13 protein-coding genes are annotated in these 16,536 nt (G+C 69.6%); 5 read left to right on the plus strand and 8 right to left on the minus strand.

What is annotated here, in order from left to right; all coding sequences use genetic code 11:
• Window positions 1-113 precede the first annotated feature (113 nt).
• Window positions 114-524 (plus strand): phage holin family protein, encoded by a 411-nt coding sequence (locus FNH13_RS07315; RefSeq protein ID WP_143782850.1) that lies wholly within the window; start codon window positions 114-116, stop codon window positions 522-524.
• A 21-nt stretch (window positions 525-545) separates the two neighbouring features.
• On the opposite strand, the gene FNH13_RS07320 is transcribed toward FNH13_RS07315, so the two are convergent.
• Window positions 546-1,472 carry a DMT family transporter gene (locus FNH13_RS07320; RefSeq protein WP_202878891.1) on the minus strand — a complete coding sequence of 309 codons (927 nt, stop codon included), beginning with the start codon at window positions 1,470-1,472 and terminating at the stop codon, window positions 546-548.
• 170 nt (window positions 1,473-1,642) lie between these two features.
• Between FNH13_RS07320 and FNH13_RS07325 the strand changes: the two genes are divergently transcribed.
• Window positions 1,643-2,842 (plus strand): hypothetical protein, encoded by a 1,200-nt coding sequence (locus FNH13_RS07325; RefSeq protein ID WP_143782851.1) that lies wholly within the window; start codon window positions 1,643-1,645, stop codon window positions 2,840-2,842.
• A 105-nt stretch (window positions 2,843-2,947) separates the two neighbouring features.
• A complete protein-coding gene (locus FNH13_RS07330) occupies window positions 2,948-3,460 on the plus strand; it encodes a hypothetical protein (protein ID WP_143782852.1) in 513 nt (170 codons plus the stop codon).
• Between the two features lie 72 nt (window positions 3,461-3,532).
• Here FNH13_RS07330 and FNH13_RS07335 read toward each other — a convergent pair whose 3' ends face one another.
• Together FNH13_RS07335 and FNH13_RS07340 are read right to left on the minus strand one after the other, a co-directional pair.
• Window positions 3,533-6,331, minus strand: coding sequence for a M36 family metallopeptidase (locus FNH13_RS07335; protein ID WP_143782853.1), 2,799 nt, complete (start codon window positions 6,329-6,331; stop codon window positions 3,533-3,535).
• Between the two features lie 190 nt (window positions 6,332-6,521).
• Window positions 6,522-8,144, minus strand: a complete 1,623-nt coding sequence (locus FNH13_RS07340; protein ID WP_143782854.1) for a LuxR family transcriptional regulator — start codon at window positions 8,142-8,144, stop codon at window positions 6,522-6,524.
• Window positions 8,145-8,242: 98 nt separating this feature from the next.
• On the opposite strand from FNH13_RS07340, the gene FNH13_RS07345 reads away from it, so the two are divergent.
• Complete coding sequence (locus FNH13_RS07345) at window positions 8,243-10,735, plus strand: hypothetical protein (protein ID WP_143782855.1); 2,493 nt, start codon at window positions 8,243-8,245, stop codon at window positions 10,733-10,735.
• A 127-nt stretch (window positions 10,736-10,862) separates the two neighbouring features.
• Here FNH13_RS07345 and FNH13_RS07350 read toward each other — a convergent pair whose 3' ends face one another.
• Window positions 10,863-11,510, minus strand: a complete 648-nt coding sequence (locus FNH13_RS07350; RefSeq protein WP_143782856.1) for a response regulator — start codon at window positions 11,508-11,510, stop codon at window positions 10,863-10,865.
• A complete protein-coding gene (locus FNH13_RS07355; RefSeq protein ID WP_143782857.1) occupies window positions 11,507-12,655 on the minus strand; it encodes a sensor histidine kinase in 1,149 nt (382 codons plus the stop codon). The genes FNH13_RS07350 and FNH13_RS07355 overlap by 4 nt, the downstream gene beginning before the upstream one ends.
• 161 nt (window positions 12,656-12,816) lie before the next feature.
• Between FNH13_RS07355 and FNH13_RS07360 the strand changes: the two genes are divergently transcribed.
• On the plus strand, window positions 12,817-13,275 hold the full coding sequence (locus FNH13_RS07360) for a DUF6326 family protein (RefSeq protein ID WP_143782858.1): 459 nt from the start codon (window positions 12,817-12,819) through the stop codon (window positions 13,273-13,275).
• A gap of 121 nt (window positions 13,276-13,396) precedes the next feature.
• Here FNH13_RS07360 and FNH13_RS07365 read toward each other — a convergent pair whose 3' ends face one another.
• From FNH13_RS07365 to FNH13_RS07375, 3 genes are read right to left on the minus strand one after another with little or no spacing between them, the layout of a single operon-like run.
• On the minus strand, window positions 13,397-13,981 hold the full coding sequence (locus FNH13_RS07365) for an NAD(P)-binding domain-containing protein (RefSeq protein WP_143782859.1): 585 nt from the start codon (window positions 13,979-13,981) through the stop codon (window positions 13,397-13,399).
• Between the two features lie 6 nt (window positions 13,982-13,987).
• Window positions 13,988-15,631 carry an ABC transporter permease gene (locus tag FNH13_RS07370; protein ID WP_228266641.1) on the minus strand — a complete coding sequence of 548 codons (1,644 nt, stop codon included), beginning with the start codon at window positions 15,629-15,631 and terminating at the stop codon, window positions 13,988-13,990.
• Complete coding sequence (locus FNH13_RS07375) at window positions 15,628-16,530, minus strand: ABC transporter ATP-binding protein (RefSeq protein WP_143782860.1); 903 nt, start codon at window positions 16,528-16,530, stop codon at window positions 15,628-15,630. Before FNH13_RS07375 ends, FNH13_RS07370 begins: the two co-directional genes overlap by 4 nt.
• Between the last annotated feature and the right edge of the window lie 6 nt (window positions 16,531-16,536).

The raw sequence follows: 16,536 nt of genomic DNA on the forward strand, positions 1-16,536 counted from the left end.
CGTCCACGGCCTGCGGATCATCCGAACAGGAGGATTCGGCAGGGCTGCCGAGCCAGTAGTGTCAGGCCACAGGAGCCGGACCTGCGGCGCCCACGTGAAATGAAGGTGGAGACATGCTCCGGTTCCTCGCGCAGATGGCCCTCGCGGTCCTGGCCAACGCCGTCGGTCTGCTCGTCGCCTCCCTGGTGGTTCCCGGCTTCTCGATGCAACCCGTCGGGTTCGTGATCGCCGTGGTGATCTTCTCGGTCCTGCAGGGCGTCCTGAGTCCCTTCATGCTCTCGATGTCGTTGCGTTATATGCCCGCGATCCGAGGGGGCGTCGCCCTGGTCACCACGCTGGTCAGCCTCGTGCTGACGAACTGGCTGACCGACGGACTGAACATCTCCGGCCTCACGGCATGGGTGCTCGGTCCGTTCGTCGTCTGGCTGGCCGTGCTCCTGGCCGCGGTCGTGCTGCCGCTCTTCCTCTTCAAGCAGCTCCTCAGCGACCGACCGCGCCGCCAGTCCACCATCACCGGGGCCTGACCGTCCCGGCCCGGGCCGTGCTCAGCCCCGACTGGGCCGCACCGGTCTCGGCCGGGCGTCGACGACTGACGCGAGCAGCAGCGCGCCGCCAACCACCAGGGTGGCCGTGAGGTGCTCGCCGAGCAGCAGCACCGCGAGCACCGTCGCCGTCAGTGGCTCCAGCAGCGCCACGACGGTCGCCACCGCGGGGCCGGCGTGCGCCAGCCCGGCGAAGTAGAGCGTCCACGCCAGCGCCGTCGGGAACACCGCGAAGAACGCGACCAGCCCGAGGTTGCGTGCGGTCGGCTCGAAGGCCAGGGGCGCGAACGGCAGCGTGCACGCCGCGAGCAGCAGGCCGCCGAGCAGGAACCCATAGCCGGTCACCATCGGGGCGTCGGTGCCCCGGTGCGGACGAGCCGCGACCATCGATAGGAGTGCAAAGGACGCGCCGGCACACAGCGCCAGGAGTATGCCGACCAGCGCCTCCCCGGGATCCGTCCCGGGAGCAGCCGGGCCACCGACGAGCAGAACTAACCCGACCACTCCCAGGGCGAGCGGTCGCACCTGGGTGGCGGTCGGCATACGGCGTCGGCGCACTGACTGCACGAGCACCACGATCATGGGTGCCGACCCGATCGTGACCAGGGTGGCGATGCTCACCGAGGCCAGGGCCACCCCGCCGAAGTAGGTCGCCTGGAAGACCGCGACCAGGACGCCGGTGAGGGCCACGCGGGTGAGCGCCGGCCGGCCGCGCGGCAGCCACCGGCGCTGGGCCAGGAGGACCAGGACCAGCAGACCGCCGCCGAGTGCCAACCGGTAGGTCGCGACCGCCGGAGCGCTCAGGCCGGAACTCTCCGCCAGGGCGGCCCCCGAGACGCCACCGGTGCCCCAGAGAAGCCCGGCGAGCACGAGCAGGCCGAAGCCGCTGGGGGCGGCATGCTCGTGGTGGGCGGAGGGGTGGGCGGTCACGGGGGACAGCGTGACACGGACCGGCCCGGGTCAGGCGTGCCCGCGTGCGGTCGTTGTCGAGGGCTGAAGCGGAATCGCAACGGGACCCTCACGGGAAGGTATTGGAAAAGTAAAGAATGTGAGGCAGGATAGAGGTAGTTGTACCTTCAATCGCCAGCCAAGGAGCTTTTGTGGTTAACCCTGCCCGCTCACTGTCCAAGCCGCTGCGCGTCGCAACGACGCTCGCGCTCGCCCTCGGCCTGACCGCCCTGCCCACGGTCGCTCAAGCCGACGGCGCGGATGTCACCGCTCCGAGTGTCACAACGGTTTCTGGAACGTCCTACACCGTGCCGTCCGGCAGCGGCTACGAGAAGATCTCCTTCAAGCTGTATGACGCGGGGAAGGTTGACAAGGTCGTCCTCAACGGGGTGGAGAGGGACCTGGCCAACAATGTGTGGTCGGACCTGAACTTCGTCAAGCCGGGGACGTTTGGTGCGGTCCTGGGGCACAACACGCTTGAGGTCTTTGACGTGGCGGGCAATGTCACGACCGTGGACTTCGTGCTCAACACCAAGGCCCCGACCGTCACGGTCAAGGACGGGGACAACTTCACCGCCCGTGACGGCGAGACCTACGAAAAGGTCTCGTTCTCGTTGTTCGACGCCGGCAAGGTCGACAAGGTCGTCCTCAACGGCGTCGTCAAGGATCTCGCCGACAATGTGTGGTCGGACCTGAACTTCGTCAAGCCGGGCGCCTTTGGTGCGGTTCTGGGAGAGAACACCCTGGAGGTCTTTGACGTGGCGGGCAATGTCACGTCGGTGAACTTCGTCCTGAGCGCGACCGCGCCGACCGTGACGGTCAAGGACACCGAGGGCTACACCATTACCGATGGTGACGACTTCGAGATGGTGTCCTTCAAGCTCTTCGACGCAGGCAAGGTGGACAAGGTTGTCCTCAACGGCGTGGTGAAGGACCTGTCGAACAACGCCTGGTCCGACCTGAACTTCGTCAAGCCGGGCGTCTTCGGTGCCGTCCTTGGCGACAACACGCTGGAGGTCTTCGACATCTCCGGCAACAAGACCACCGTGAACTTCACGCTCGTCCTGCCGCGAGTCACCGCCGACACGCTGGGCATCACCTCCAGCCTCCCGCGCGGCTGGATCAAGCAGGGCGCGACGCTGACCGTCGACGAGGGCACCTGGTCGCCGACCCCGCAGTTCAGCTACCAGTGGTTCCGTGACGGCGTGGCGATTGAGTGGGCGACCGGCCAGTCGTTCAAGTTGGCCGGTGCGCGGTTCCCCGAGGGCGTCGTGATCACCGTTGAGGTGACCGGCTCCGCCGAGGGCCACCGCCCGACAACCGTCACGCACTCGGTGACCACGGTTCGCTGACCGACCGGTCCACCACGGACGTCTCCGGTCCACCACGGACGGGCCCCGGCACACCACCAACGGTGTGCCGGGGCCTTGTTTCGCGTGGGCGGTAGATTCCCAGGGATGACGCCCTCACCGATCGCCCGACGCGCGGCCGCACCGGCGAGCGCCGCCTGCCTCGCGATCGGCCTGCTCCTGGCAGGGTGCGGCACCTCCACTGCTCCGGAGGGCACGGGCTCGACCCCCACCTCCGACAGCACGCCGTCCGCGACCGACAACACTCCGTCCACGACCGACGCCACGTCGCCCACGTCCGACGCCACCACCGATGGAGCAACGATGACCCAGACCCCCGAGGAGCCCCTGGGCGCGGGAGCCGTGCTCACTCCCGAGGACGACGGTGCCACGGTGCGCCTGATGGTCGGCGAGGAGGTCTCGGTGCAGCTGGCCCCGCCGTGGGACACGGCGGAGCCGGTGTCCGAGGACGCCGACGTCGTCGAGGTCGTGCGCGTCGACCACTTCACCGACCCCGGGTATGCCGAGTTCACCCTGCTGGCCCTGGGCGCCGGTGAGGCGAGGGTCCAGGTGCAGGCGGAAGGTGAGGAGATCGGCATACACCTCACCGTCACCGACTGAGCCGCACGCGCAAGGGCCCCGCCACCAGGATCTGGTGACGGGGCCCTCTCGTGCGGTGCCTGCTGCGAAGGGTTAGCGGACGATCCGGACGTCGGCGCGGTGCTGGGTGCCGTCATCCAGGGTGAGGATCAGCTCCTGGCAGGTGCCCGCCAGGGCAGTGTCCGGAGTCCAGAGGAGCTGGTAGCGCTGCTGGCCCTTGGCGTAGCTGAGGTTGCGGCCGTCGGCCGCCACCGTGACGGAGTACTGCAGCGGCTCCCGCGTGTCGCAGCTGATCTCCTGGACCATCGGCGAGTGAGCGGCCCGCAGTGGGTCCGCACCCAGGTCGCCACCGAGGTTGAAGCGGATTTGTGTGGTGGAACCGGCCTTGACCGTGGTCAGCGCGGTGTTCGACAGCGGGCTCTGGAAGCCGGAGCCCGGCGCCTCACAGGTCGGCGGCACGTCGAAGGCCTCGGTGTTGTCGTCGCGGTTGGTCGTGCCCTGCACGGCGCTGTAGCCCAGGCCGCGGCGGGCGAAGGCCGCCCACACGTTGCAGGTGTCCTCGCCGCCGAGAGCCTCGGACGCGGCCAGGATGCCGTCGCGGCCGGCCACGAAGCCCGGCTCGCAGCCCTGCATCTTCAGCCCGTCCATGACGTACTGCAGAGCGCGGGTGTTGCCGGCGGTGTCCCAGTCGGTGTAGAGGTTCGACGAGAAGCCGTGCTTGTCGATCAGGTCCCAGTTGAGGTCCCACAGGGTGGCGGCCCACGCGTGGCCCACGCCGTGCGGAGTGGCCAGGCTCGCGCCGTCCAGCCAGCCACCGGTGTGGATCCGGTCGTAGGTGAACGGCTGGATGTCCATGTTGCGCGAGTAGGGCCGCGGGCGGATGCCGTTGCCGTGACGGTCGTCCTGGAAGAGGGCGTAGGGGCCCATGCCGCGGGCTTCCTCAGGGTGGTCGACGGCGGGGTCCATCAGCATGGTCAGGGCCAGGTAGTCGCTCCAGCCCTCACCCATCTGCTCGTGTCCGCGCAGGCAGTTGATGTTGAGACCACCGGTGAGACGGTTGGAGACGCCGTGACCGTACTCGTGGATGATGATGCCGTTCTCGTAGTCGCCGTCCCGGATGCCCGGGTGGCTCGAGATCTTGTGCACCGAGGCGGCGGTCGCACCGTCGGCGACCTGGGCGCGCAGCGCGACGCCGTCCTCCTGGCTGATCGACACCGCGGGGATGCCGACCGGGGTGGCCATCGACCCGCTCAGGCGCGGCGGCACCGGGCTCTCGGGGTCCATCGGCTCGTTGTGGCTGATGACCACGGCCAGGGCACCGCCCGCCTCGGCGTTGCTGACCTGCTGGTTCAGCGAGCAGGCGTTGGTGCGCGCGGTCACCACGATCGCGCCTGGCGCGTCGAAGGCCGAGCAGCTGTCCTCCACGACCACGGGGGTGCCGGGCAGGCCGGCGTTGGTCGGGGCCGGGGTGAAGAAGGCGAAGTTGGCGTCGTAGGTGACTGCGCTCTCGCCCGTGCCGATGGTCACACCGTTCGGCATGCCGAACTGCGCTCCGGGCCAGACATACATCTGCATGGCGGGTGCCGAGCCGTCGCGCGCCGGGGTGCTGAAGTTGGCGTTGTTGACGCCGGCTCCGTCCATCGCGTCGGCCCTGACGGGGTCGCCACCTGTGCCCTCACCGGTGTAGTTGGTCATCTGGAAGTTGCCCGAGGCCTCGTCGAAGCCGTAGCGGTAGAGCACGTCGTGGATGACGTTGTTGGCGTAGAACAGGTTGGTCACCGCGGCGTCCTTGTAGTTCAGCGCGTGCTCGCTGCGGTCCATGTCGAAGTCGAAGGTCAGCGAGGACCCGCCGTCGGGCTGGCTGCCGGGGTCAGGCTGGTTGTTGCGGTCCAGGTCGGTGCCGGCGCTGACGTTGTTGCCCCGGGTGATCGTGAACTCGGCACCGGGGACACCGTCGGTGTCGTGCCAGCCGAAGGGGGAGCCGACGGAGTCCGCCGGGTTGCTCACCAGGGTGTGCTCCCCGTCGTTGGGGCTCTCTCTGGGGAAGGCGACGACGCGATAGCTGGAGCCGTCGTCGACCGGGGTGGGTGTGCCGAACTCGTCCGGGTTGGCGACGCTGGCCGGCAGGAGCCGTGACGCCGCCGCGTCGAAGGCCTGCGGGCTGCGGGCCAGGCCCGCGAAGTCGGACGCGTGGTGGTGGTCGGTCCAGTCCTGCAGATCCAGGGTCTCGCCGCTCTCGGCGTCGACCATGACCTGCCAGAGGTGGTCCGAGCCCTGCTCGTCGATCACCAGTTCCCAGGCCAGGCGCAGCCCGTCCTCGGTCGGCTGCCAGACCAGGCGAGCGGGGATCTCCTCGCCGGAGATCCGGGAGGCCGTCATCACGGTCTCCTGGTCAGCTCCCCGTGCGGTGCTCGTGACCCGCGCCGCCTGCGGGGCGAGGTTGAGCTCGCCCGCTGCGGCGTCGAGCGCGTCGGGCGCGTCCAGGTCGGCAGTCCCACCGGCCTTGCGCAGGTTGGGGACGAGGGACTCGGCCACGTGCAGGACGACGCCGTCCTTGGTGACGCTGACCGTCGCCACGCCGCCCAGGACCTCACGGCCCTGGTGGTGCTGCACCAGGTTGACGTAGGTGACGCCGTTGTGCTCCGAGGTGTGCTGGGACAGCACCTGCAGGTCGGCCAGGTCGGCGGCGGCGACTCCGTAGTCGCCCGCCTTGAGGCGCAGCACATCCATGGCGACCTGCTCGGGGGCCGCACTGCTGGGCTCAGTGAGGAAGAAGGAGGCACCGTCGCCCCCTTCTTCGACCGGGTCGGGGGTGGCTGATGCACCAGGGGTGAGCAGGCTGAGGGCAAGGGGTAGGGCCAGACATGCGGTCAGGACCGGGGTACGTCTCATCGAGCACTCCATCTCAAGGTGGGAGCGACGACGGCCCTGGTTCCAGAGGTCATGGGGCGCGGGGGACGGATCCGCCGGGCACCGGGCGTCGTCGCCAGGTGAAATGACCATATGGCCTGGTAGGCCTGCAGAGAGTTTCCCTTTGGTCAGGACATCGTCAAGACTGGGGCATGACGGCAAGGGCCTCGCGTCAGGTCAGCTGGTGCACGAACGCATAGGCCGCTGCCTCGGTGCGGGAAGCGACCTCGATCTTGCCGAAGATGTTGCTCAGATGGCGAGCGACGGTCTTCTCGCTGAGCACCAATTCCTGGGCGATCTGCGGGTTGCTTCGCCCGGCTGCAACCAGCCGCAGCACCTCGACCTCGCGGGCCGTCAGTCCGTCGGGGAGCCCCGTGCCGAGCAGCCGCTCGACCTCGCGACGGGCGGGCTCGGCCCCCAGCTCGGCAAAGGTCCGGGCCGCGACGGACAACTCCGACTGGGCCGTCACCTCATCGCCCTGGGCGTGCAGCGCCTCGGCGAGGAGCACGCGGGCGCGCGCCGCGTCATACCGCGCGCCGATCCCGATCCACGACTTCCAAGCGGCGCGCAACTGTCCCAGGGCAGATGCCGGGTCGCCGGCGGCGAGGGAGACCTGCCCCGCGGCATACGCGGCCGTCGCGGTCAGCGACACGCACCCGAAGGTGCCGGCGAGGTCGGTCAGCTCTGTGCAGGCAGTCGCGGCAGCCTCGAGGTCGTCGGCCGCCAAGAGCACCTCCACCGCGGGACCGAGTGTGCGGGAGCGGGTGACGGGGTCGGGGGTTTCGCTGAGCAGCCGACGGATGCAGCCCTCCGCAGCCGCAATCCGACCCTGCGCCAGCCACAGCAGGGAGCGACCGGGCTGCGGGTCGTGACCGGAGGCGGCGGCCTCCGCGTAGGCCGCGTCGGCGCCGTCGAGATCGCCGACGGTCCGCAGCACCTCGCCGCGCTCATAGAGCGCCAGGGCGACCGCTGGCTCCATGCCGTTGGCGGCATAGCGCTCGACGGCGCGCGTCAGCTCCTCCAGAGCCTGCGGGAACGACCCGTGCACCCGGTGGATCTGCGCGCGGTGCACGGCGCACTGGCCGGTGAACGGGACGAGCCCGGGCTGCAGGGCGCACCACCGCTCGAGCGTTTGGGTCCAGTCCGCCATCCGCCCGACGTCACCGACCTCCTGGCAGCCGGAGACCATCGCGCAGTAGAGGTGCCCCGCCATGATCGGCGTGACCGCGCTGGTGGTCAGCGCGACCATGGCCTCATCGAGCCGGGCCAGCCCCTCAGGAACCCGCCCGAGCCCGATCAGCGCCTGGCCCGAGATGGTGAGGGAGAAGCCGACCAGGTCGTCGTCGCCGGAGGCCCGACCGATCTCCCCGATCCGCTCGGCCAGGCCCAGGACCACCTCGGGCTGACCGCTGACCAGGGCGCCGAACGCCTCGGGGACCAGCAGGTGGCCCTGCTCGGGCAGGTCCTCGGGCTGGTCCTCCAGCAGGCGGGCAGCGCGGGCGGCCCAGCCTCCACCGACGGCAGGCTCGCCCCGCTCGGCAAAGAACATCGCCAGGCCCAGCGCGTCGCGCGCCCCGGCGCGCTGGTCGCCTGCCGCGAGGTTGGCGTTGTGCGCCTCCTGGAGCGCGCCGATCGCGGTCGCGTGATCACCCACGAGGTATGCCGCGGTGCTGAGCGCGCGCAGGTCCTCGGCTCCGAGGGAGGCCCGGTCGGCGCGGCTGAGGTGACGGTGGGCGCTCACCCAGTCCTGGGTCGCGTATGCCGCCTGGCCTGCAGCGAGTTCGTCGATGCTCATGGGCGCCTCCAGGTTTCGAGACTACTCGCGTGACTGCGGCCCCGGGGTCCACACGTGAACTCTTGACCACGACGGGCAAGAGGCGAGACGCTGTGCCCGTGTCACACACGAGAGCTCGTGGCTCGAGCCGGTTGGTGAAGGTGCTGGGGATCCTCGGCCTCGTGGTGGTCGGGCTGTCCGGGCCCGTGCCGACCGCCCCCGCCACCGCTGCCCCCAGCGTGTGTGACAGAGCGGTGGCTCTCGTGGAGGAAGGGTCGCTCGAGGATGCCGAGACCGTGGCAGAGGCGGTCGGCGGTGACTGCTCGACCCAGATCGGGGAACTGACAACCCAGGCACGTCAGGCATCGGATGCGCTCGTGGATCAGGCGACCCGACAAGCGGATGACACCGAGCAACACCGTCTGGCCCAGTTGGCGATTGACCTGGACTCCAACAACGGGGAGGCCAAGAAGTTGTTGGAGGATCCGGCTGCCAAGCAGGACCCTGGGCTCTGCGGGGAAGCGGATGCCGCGGTCGGCCGTGGACAGTTCGCCCGGGCGGAGTCCCTCTATGCCGCGCTCGACGGGGTTGATGAGGCCAAGGTCTGTCGCCAGGCAGGCCTGGTCAACCTGGCCGACGCCCGCTCGAGCAGCTGGCCACAGCGGATCAGTGATGCCGTGACTGAGGACGGCTTGCTCCTGTTGACCTTCGCCGCAATCGCCTTCGCCATCGGCGTCGCGATCACGCTCTGGAGGCGCCCGACCGCCCTGACGTTCAACCGCCGCAGGGTCGGCACCCTGGCGGTTCTCACCATCGTGGGTCTGGTGGCGTGGCACCTGTGGTCCGGGAACTCGCCAACGCAAGAAGTGCTTGGCCGGGGCAGCGTCAGCACGCTGGTCCTCTTGGTCGTGGTGCTTTCGCTAGCCCTTCTGACTGGCCTGGCCGTCTCGACCTTCTCGCGCAGTCGCGCCCCGTTGTTGATCGAGGTCGGACCCTCACCGGGTGGCGACCCGGAGCAGGCCGTGGCGCGACAGACGGTCACACAGTTGCACGACCTGGCCAACGGCAAGTCGAGCGGCCTCCACGCCATGGTGGGCACCGACCTGCACGACACGGGCATCCGCGGGGTCCTCGGGCAGCTCGACTACCCGTGGCTCGCCGCGATTCTCAAGGTATGGAACGCCGTCGCGCTCCGGTCCGGCGACCGTGTCCTGCTCACCACGGAGGGGCCGGAGACGACCGTAGCCATGTATGAGGGGCCGCGCCTTGCCCAGGTGCGCACGGTGAACGCGACCAACTTCCGGGTGGATGAGGAAAAGGCCACCGACACGGAGGAGGCCCACGCTGTCCGGGATGTCGCCACGGAGGTGGCCGCACACCTGCTCTGGTGGCGCTTGCCTGATCCTGGCGCTGAACCGCGCCTCTACGGGGCGAGCAAAGCCAGCAGCTTGGCACTGGCGTCCATCGCTGCCCAGCGGCTTGGTGATCGACAGTTTGCGGGTGCCCTGTCCATGGCTGCCCGGGCGGTGCACAGCGACCCTGACAACCGGGCCGCCGTGCTGACGCTGGTGAGCGCCAACCTGTTGGGGACACCCACCGCTGAGGAAGAAGACCTCTGTCTACGCCAACTCGAGGGTCTGCTGGAGCGGGAGGAGAGGCGCGCTTCGGGCGGAGACTCGCCCTTGGCATGGCGGATCCGTTACACGCTGGCGGCCGGCCTGGTCAATCGCGAGGTGTCTCGTTTCCCCGACCTCGATGGGGATGCTTGGCGAGGGCCATTCACGCAGGCTTTGCGGCTGTGGGCGACGTTCCTCACTCCCGCCGAGCGAGAAGGTCTGCCACTGGACGGATCTGAGATCAGCGTGACCCTCTCCGAGGCTCCAAGGCCTCACGTGGATGAGCGGGATCTCTGGCGCTACCTCGTCGCTGCGTCCCGCAGCGCAGCTGTCTCGGTGGCGATCGCCCTGGACCGCAAGCCGGGTGACCCGGTTGACACCGATCAACTCGACGGTTGGTCGCTCTCCGCCTCACGGACCGACCACCGCAACCTGGCCTGCGGGTACGCCACCGCATATCACCTCACTCCTGTGACAGAGACCGAGTTGAGAGGGCGGCTGGCCCGCAGATGTGTGCAACGGATCCGGCTGGCTGCTCCCGAGCCCAGGGGTCGTACGAGTGTTCTGGCCGATCCGTTCCTCGCGTGGGTGAAGGATTCCGATCCCTATCGAGCACTGCTGGCCGACTGGGACCTGGCTGATGGCCCTTATGCGGGGATCGGGTCGATCGGCAGGTTCGCTGCGGCGCTGGCTCGGAGCCACCCGCGAGCGGCGGACTTGCTCACGGACCTGGAGAGCATGGCGGGCCGTCAGGCGCTTCGGTCCGAGCACAATGTTGACGCAGAGAGCCTGCGTGCCTGGCACGGGGCTGCGGAATGGCTAGAGGCGGGGCTGGACGGGGGACTGGTGGACCGCTATCAGCGTGCCGGGTTTGCCGACCGGGCCGAGGTGCGGCAGACCCAGGAATCTGTCATCTCGGCGCGGCTCACCGCCAGCGCAGCAGTCAATGGCACGGAGGTGCCGAGCGCAGAGGACCGTGCCGCGATGCGTGGCTGACCGATGCTGAGCAGCACGGCCAGGCCGCTGAAGAAGCGTGGCGGCCCGCGGCTGACTTCGCGGGGCTGGAAGACCTCGTCGAGGTAGTCCCCTGTGTGACAGGAGCACGAAGGACGCATACGCAGTGTCAGATGCGGCCGGTCTCATGAGCCCACATGGCGACCTCGACGCGGTTTCGCGCGCCGAGTTTGCGCATGAGGCTGGCGACGTGGGCCTTGACCGTGCTCGGGGTGATGAACAGCTCGCCGGCGATCTCGTTGTTGGTGCGGCCCTGGGCGACAGGCACGAGGACCTCCTCCTCGCGGGCGGTGAGCGGCTCCAGCGGCTGCCGCGGTGTTGCGGTCTGGGCGTGGGCGAATGCTGCGAGCAGTCGGACGGTCACGCTGGGTGCGATCAGCGCGTCTCCGTCCGCGGCGGCGTGGATGGCCTGGGTCAGCAGGGCGGGTCCGGCGTCCTTGAGCAGGAATCCGCGGGCACCGGCTTTGAGTGCCCCGTGGACATACTCGTCGAGGTCAAAGGTCGTGATGACCACGATCGGCAGGGGATCGGCGACGCCGGGGCCGGCGAGACGTCGGGTGGCCTCGATGCCATCCATCAGCGGCATCCGGATGTCGAACAGACCGACGTCGGGACGCAGCTGGTGCGCCAGGCGTACCGCCTCGCGCCCGTCGGCGGCTGCCCCGACCACTTCGATGTCGGGCTGGGTGTTGAGCAACATCGTCAGCCCGGTGCGCACGATGGTTTGGTCGTCGGCGATGAGGACTCTGATGCTCATCGTGGCACTCCGGTTCGGGGCAGGGCTGCCTCTACCCGCCAGCCCCGCGTGGCGGCAGGGCCTGCGTGGAAGGTGCCGCCGAGCAGCGAGGCGCGTTCCTGCATGCCCACGAGACCGTAGCCCGCTGGGGCGCGGCCACCAGCGTGAGACGAGCCGTCGTCCTCGATGGTCAGGCGCACCCGGTCGGTGTCGCCGATGACGGCGACGGTGACCTCGGTGGCATGGCGGGCATGCCGTCGTGCGTTGGTGATGGACTCCTGGGCCAGGCGGTAGATCGCGGCCCCCACCGCCGGGCTGAGATCCTCGAAGTCGCCAGAGAGCAGCACCGTGACGCAGGGACGCTCCTGACCCTCGGTGGCGAGCTGCTCGACCTCGGCCAGACCGGGCTGCGGCGCGAACTCGGTGTCCTCTGTCGCGCGGAGCACGCCCACGATGGCGCGCAGCTCGGTGAGGGTGCGGGTCGCTGCGTCTTCGATGGTGGCCAGGGCCTCGATGGCACGCTCGGGATGGGAGGCCGCGATGGCACGTCCCGCTTGAGCCTGGATGGCGATGCCCGACACGTGGTGGGCGACGGTGTCGTGGAGCTCCCGAGCGAGCTGTTCGCGTTCGAGGGCCTTGGCCTGGTCGATGTCGCGGAGGCGGACTTTCGAGCGATAGCGGAGTGCGGCGCCGAGCGCAGCCGCGAACAGGAAGAACGCATACGCTCCGACCGTGTCCGCCACGCTGGTGGGATCGGCCACGGTGGTGACCGGCAGCCAGAGCAGTATGACGGCGAGACCGCTGGCGGCTTCCCGACCGGAGCCCCACCGGAACAGGGCGAAGGCCAGGATCAGCGTCCCGGACGTGCTGGATAGCAGCCCGCCCTGTGACCCGGTGAGGATTCTGACGACGTCGACGATCGTCAACAAGCCGAAGCAGACCGCGACTGCGAGCAGCGGGTGCGTGCGTCGCCACAGCAGGGGACCGAGGACCGCGAGGACCACGAGCAGCAGCAGCGGGCGCGGCGCCAGATCCTGACGAAGCGCCGTCTCCGCCAGGGACCAGCAGGCCAGTGCTGCCACCAGGGCCCAGTCCCACGGCCCCCGGTCCGGGGCGCGTGCGGGTCGAGGTTCGGCCCACAGCGAGCGGAGCGCGTTGGGGACCATCTGATCAGACTAGGCACCCCGCGAGATCGGCGTATCAGCTGAAAGTACGAGTGCTCGACTGGGCCAACGGGCAGGTCAGATCAGGCTCGAGGGCTGATGTGCCCGCCACCAGCATCCGTAACGCTGAAGGCACACACCCGATCAACCCAAGGAGCAACCTAATGAGGACCGATCAGTCCCACACCGCACGAGAGAATGTGCCATCCCGCAGCACGCAGGAAGACCTGCGGGTGCCCGTCCAGGCCAAGCTCGCGGCCGCGTGGACCAGTTTCATGTTCCTCTATATCTACGTCGACTACTTCCAGCTCTACAAGCCTGGGGCCCTCGACGACATCCTGGGCGGCGTCGTCTTTACGTTCGATATCAGCCCGACCCTGTTGACCCTGATGCTTGCGTCCGTGGCGATCCCGGCCCTGATGGTGATGCTCTCCATGACGTTGCCTCCCCGGGTGAACCGCGCCACGAACCTCGTCGTTGCCTCGCTCTACATCCCTTACTCGGTGGTCAACGCGGCAGGGGAGTCCTGGGACTGGGCCTTCTTCTACGGCCTCTCCATCGGGCTCGAGGTGCTGCTCCTGGCGTTCATCCTGCGCTCCGCCTGGACCTGGCGGCAGGGGTGACGTGGCCCGCGGTGCCGTCAGGCCCGGACCCGTGCTCGGGTCGGGACCGTGGGCATCGCCTTGCGGCCCATCGGGGTCCTGCGCGTGAGGACGTGCTGCATCGCGAAGAGCATCAGCGGCATCACGACCCTGAGCCGTGGTGAGCTGAACGGGACCGGGATCTGACCGGTGTCCCGTCCGACCAGGATCGTCGGGCCGTCCGACAGCTGGTCGGGACCTCGGTATTCACTGGAGTGCAGCTGCACACGATCGAGGGGTCGATCCGATCGGCGAAGTCGGGCACCTTCGGGGTGGTGCCGAACGTGCCAGTGGCGATCACCACGTTGTCGGCGGTGAGGTGGCCGGCATCGGCCGTGACGGCATACCCGCTGCCTGCGCTCGGCGCGACCCGCAGGACCCGCGTCCCGAGACGGACGGGGAGGGCCAGCTCGTCGGCATACTGCTCGAGGTAGTCGGCGAACTCGTCCTTGCTCGGGAAGTGCCACGTCGGACCGGGGTAGGGGCGGCAGGGCAGGCCGTCGGCCCAGGCGGGAGAGTAGAGGCGCAGGGAGTCCCAGTGGCCGCGCCACCGGTGACCGACGCGGGCGGCCCGGTCCAGGACGAGGACCTCTCGGCCAGCGCGCTGCAGATGGTGAGCGGGGCACGGTGCGCGGCATCGACCGATCCACCCATCTGCGGGGTGCGGACGATGGGTTACGTGACCCACTTCGGGTCAGAGCACGTCGCGGCGTCGGAACCCGGCGAAGCCGACGCCCATCAGCAGGACGAAGGCCCCTGCGAGCCAGAGCAGTCCGGTCCAGTCGGGGGAGGCCTGGGTGACGATCGGCACCTGGCGCAGGGGGCTGATGTCCAGTGCCCAGCCGGGCAGGTTGAAGGTCGGGCCGAGCAGAGTGAGCCCGAAGGTGGCGACCACGCCGAGCCAGCCGACGAGTCGCTTGCTGGGGGCCGCGCCCACCGCGGCCGTGGCCAGCGCGACCAGCACCCAGACCGCAGGGATGGTCACCAGTGCCTGCCAGATCACGTCACCACGAGCGATCGAGTCGTCCCGGGCGGAGGCCACCAGTCCGAGGGTCGTGCCGGCCACCAGGAGTGCGACCGCGGTGGCGACCAGCGCGAGGACCACATTGCTGGCCAGATAGGTGGTCCGGCGCAACGATCCGGCCAGCAGGGGCTCGACCCGGACGTTCGACTCCTCGTCATAGACGCGCAGGATCAACTGGACCCCCATGACCGCGGCGATGATCGCGATGAGTTGCAGCAGGGTCGCCAGGAAGGCGAAGGTCAGGTCGGACAGGCTGGTCACCCCGGCGGCGACGATCGCGGCCAGCGCGGGGTTGCCGGCCACGACCCCACCCATCGTGGTCGCCAGCGTCCCGAAGATCGCGCCGAGCGCCGCGAAGGCCACCAGCCACCCGGTCAGCGCCGAGCGGTGCAGCGCGAGCGCCAGCCCCCAGACGTTGCCGGCCAGACCCGCCTCGGCGGGTCCGGGACGGGTGGCGATCAGACCCTGACCGAAGTCGCGGCGGCCCTGGAGCAGGAAGGCCACCACGATGAGCACCACGGCGAGGGCCAGGGCCGCCAGGAGTGGCCACGGGTTGTTGTCGGTGGCCGGTCGGGTCCGCTCGAGCCAGCCCAGTGGGGTCAGCCAGGTGGTCCACTCCGGTGCTCCAGAGGAGTCGAGATAGCCGCGCAGCAGGAAGGAGATGCCGAGGGTGGCGACCGCGAGGGTGCTGGCGGTGCGGGCGTCCGATCCCAGCTGGGCGGCGACGGCCGCGACCCCGGCATACATCAGCCCGGAGGCGGTGAAGGTCGCGGACAGGATGAGGGTGGGGCCCACCCCGCCACCGCTGATGACGGTGAGCACGAAGCACACGACGCCCAGGGCCACCGAGGCGATGGCCGCGATCGCGACGGCGACCGCCAGACGGCTCTGCCGCGCCATCACGCCCGAGGCGAGCAGCTCGGCCTGCCCGGAGTCCTCATCGGCGCGGCTGCTGCGCACGACGGCCAGGATCGCCATCAGCCCGGCGAAGAAGGCGCCCAGCTGCCCGGCCCGCCAGGCGTTGAACCCGTCGCCGGTCATCAGGTCCCGGGCCGGGCCGAAGATCAGCGACAGGGCCGGGTTGCTGCCCAGCGCCGTCGCGAGCTGCTCACGGTCGGACTGGTCGGGGAAGACCCAGGCATAGGCCAGGATCGAGGAGGCGGACAGCAGGGAGATCAGCACCACCCACGGGGCGAGGTTGCGTGCGTCCTGGGGGAGAGCGGCCCGCAGCAGCGTCGCCGTGCCGGTCAGGGGCCCGGACCTGGGTGCGGTGGCGCGGCGTGCCGTGGCCCGGTGGGCCGGTGAGGATCTCACGGCTGCTGCTCGTCCGCGCTGCTGTAGTGCCGCAGGAAAAGGTCCTCCAGGGAAGCGGGGGAGACCGTGAGGGCGGACATCTCGTGCGGCACCAGGGCGGCCATCGCGGCGTTGACCTGATCTGGCTCGACGGTGGCCGTGAGTCGCTGGTGGTCATCCAGGTGGGCGTCGAGCAGGACGGGCAGCTCCCGCAGGTCAGCCGGGGGCCGGGCGAGGGTCGTGCTGAGGGTGACCCGGGTCTGACCGCGCAGCTCGGTGAGGGTGCCGGTCTGCACGATCGTGCCCAGGCGGATGATGCTGACCCGGTCGGCCAGCGCCTCGACCTCACTCATGATGTGGCTGGAGAGCAGGATCGTGCGGCCCTGCTCCTTCACCGTGGCCACCTCGTCCTGGAAGACGGCCTCCATCAGCGGGTCCAGGCCGGAGGTGGGCTCGTCGAGGATCAGCAGCTCGACGTCCGCCGCCAGCGCAGCGACGATCGCGACCTTCTGGCGGTTGCCCTTGGAGTACTGCCGGCCGCGCTTGGTCGGGTCCAGCTCGAAGCGCTCGATGAGGTCCGTGCGGCGGGTCCGGTCGAGACCGCCGCGCAGGTTGCCCAGCAGGTCGATCGCCTCGCCGCCGGTCAGGCCCGGCCACAGGACGACGTCACCGGGCACATAGGCCAGGCGGCGGTGCAGGTCCACCACATCGCGCCACGGGTCACCGCCGAGCAGCTCCACGGTGCCGGCGTCGGCCCGCAGCAGCCCCAGGAGCACCCGGATGGTGGTGGACTTGCCGGCCCCGTTGGGGCCGAGGAAACCGTGGACCTCGCCGTGAGCGACCTTGAGGTCAGCGCCGTCCAGGGCCGTGAAGGAGCCAAACCTCTTCACCAGGCCGGTGGTGCGGATCGCGGATGTCATGCAGTC

Origin of the sequence: Ornithinimicrobium ciconiae, from assembly GCF_007197575.1 — a bacterium.
Lineage (GTDB): Bacteria > Actinomycetota > Actinomycetes > Actinomycetales > Dermatophilaceae > Ornithinicoccus > Ornithinicoccus ciconiae.

Excerpts from the sequence above, each read along its gene's own strand:
- FNH13_RS07360 (WP_143782858.1), top strand. The coding sequence starts at position 12,817 with ATGAGGACCGATCAGTCCCACACCGCACGAGAGAATGTGCCATCCCGC.
- FNH13_RS07330 (WP_143782852.1), top strand. The coding sequence starts at position 2,948 with ATGACGCCCTCACCGATCGCCCGACGCGCGGCCGCACCGGCGAGCGCC.
- FNH13_RS07375 (WP_143782860.1), bottom strand. The coding sequence starts at position 16,530 with ATGACATCCGCGATCCGCACCACCGGCCTGGTGAAGAGGTTTGGCTCC.
- FNH13_RS07335 (WP_143782853.1), bottom strand. The coding sequence starts at position 6,331 with ATGAGACGTACCCCGGTCCTGACCGCATGTCTGGCCCTACCCCTTGCC.
- FNH13_RS07350 (WP_143782856.1), bottom strand. The coding sequence starts at position 11,510 with ATGAGCATCAGAGTCCTCATCGCCGACGACCAAACCATCGTGCGCACC.
- FNH13_RS07355 (WP_143782857.1), bottom strand. The coding sequence starts at position 12,655 with ATGGTCCCCAACGCGCTCCGCTCGCTGTGGGCCGAACCTCGACCCGCA.
- FNH13_RS07315 (WP_143782850.1), top strand. The coding sequence starts at position 114 with ATGCTCCGGTTCCTCGCGCAGATGGCCCTCGCGGTCCTGGCCAACGCC.
- FNH13_RS07340 (WP_143782854.1), bottom strand. The coding sequence starts at position 8,144 with ATGAGCATCGACGAACTCGCTGCAGGCCAGGCGGCATACGCGACCCAG.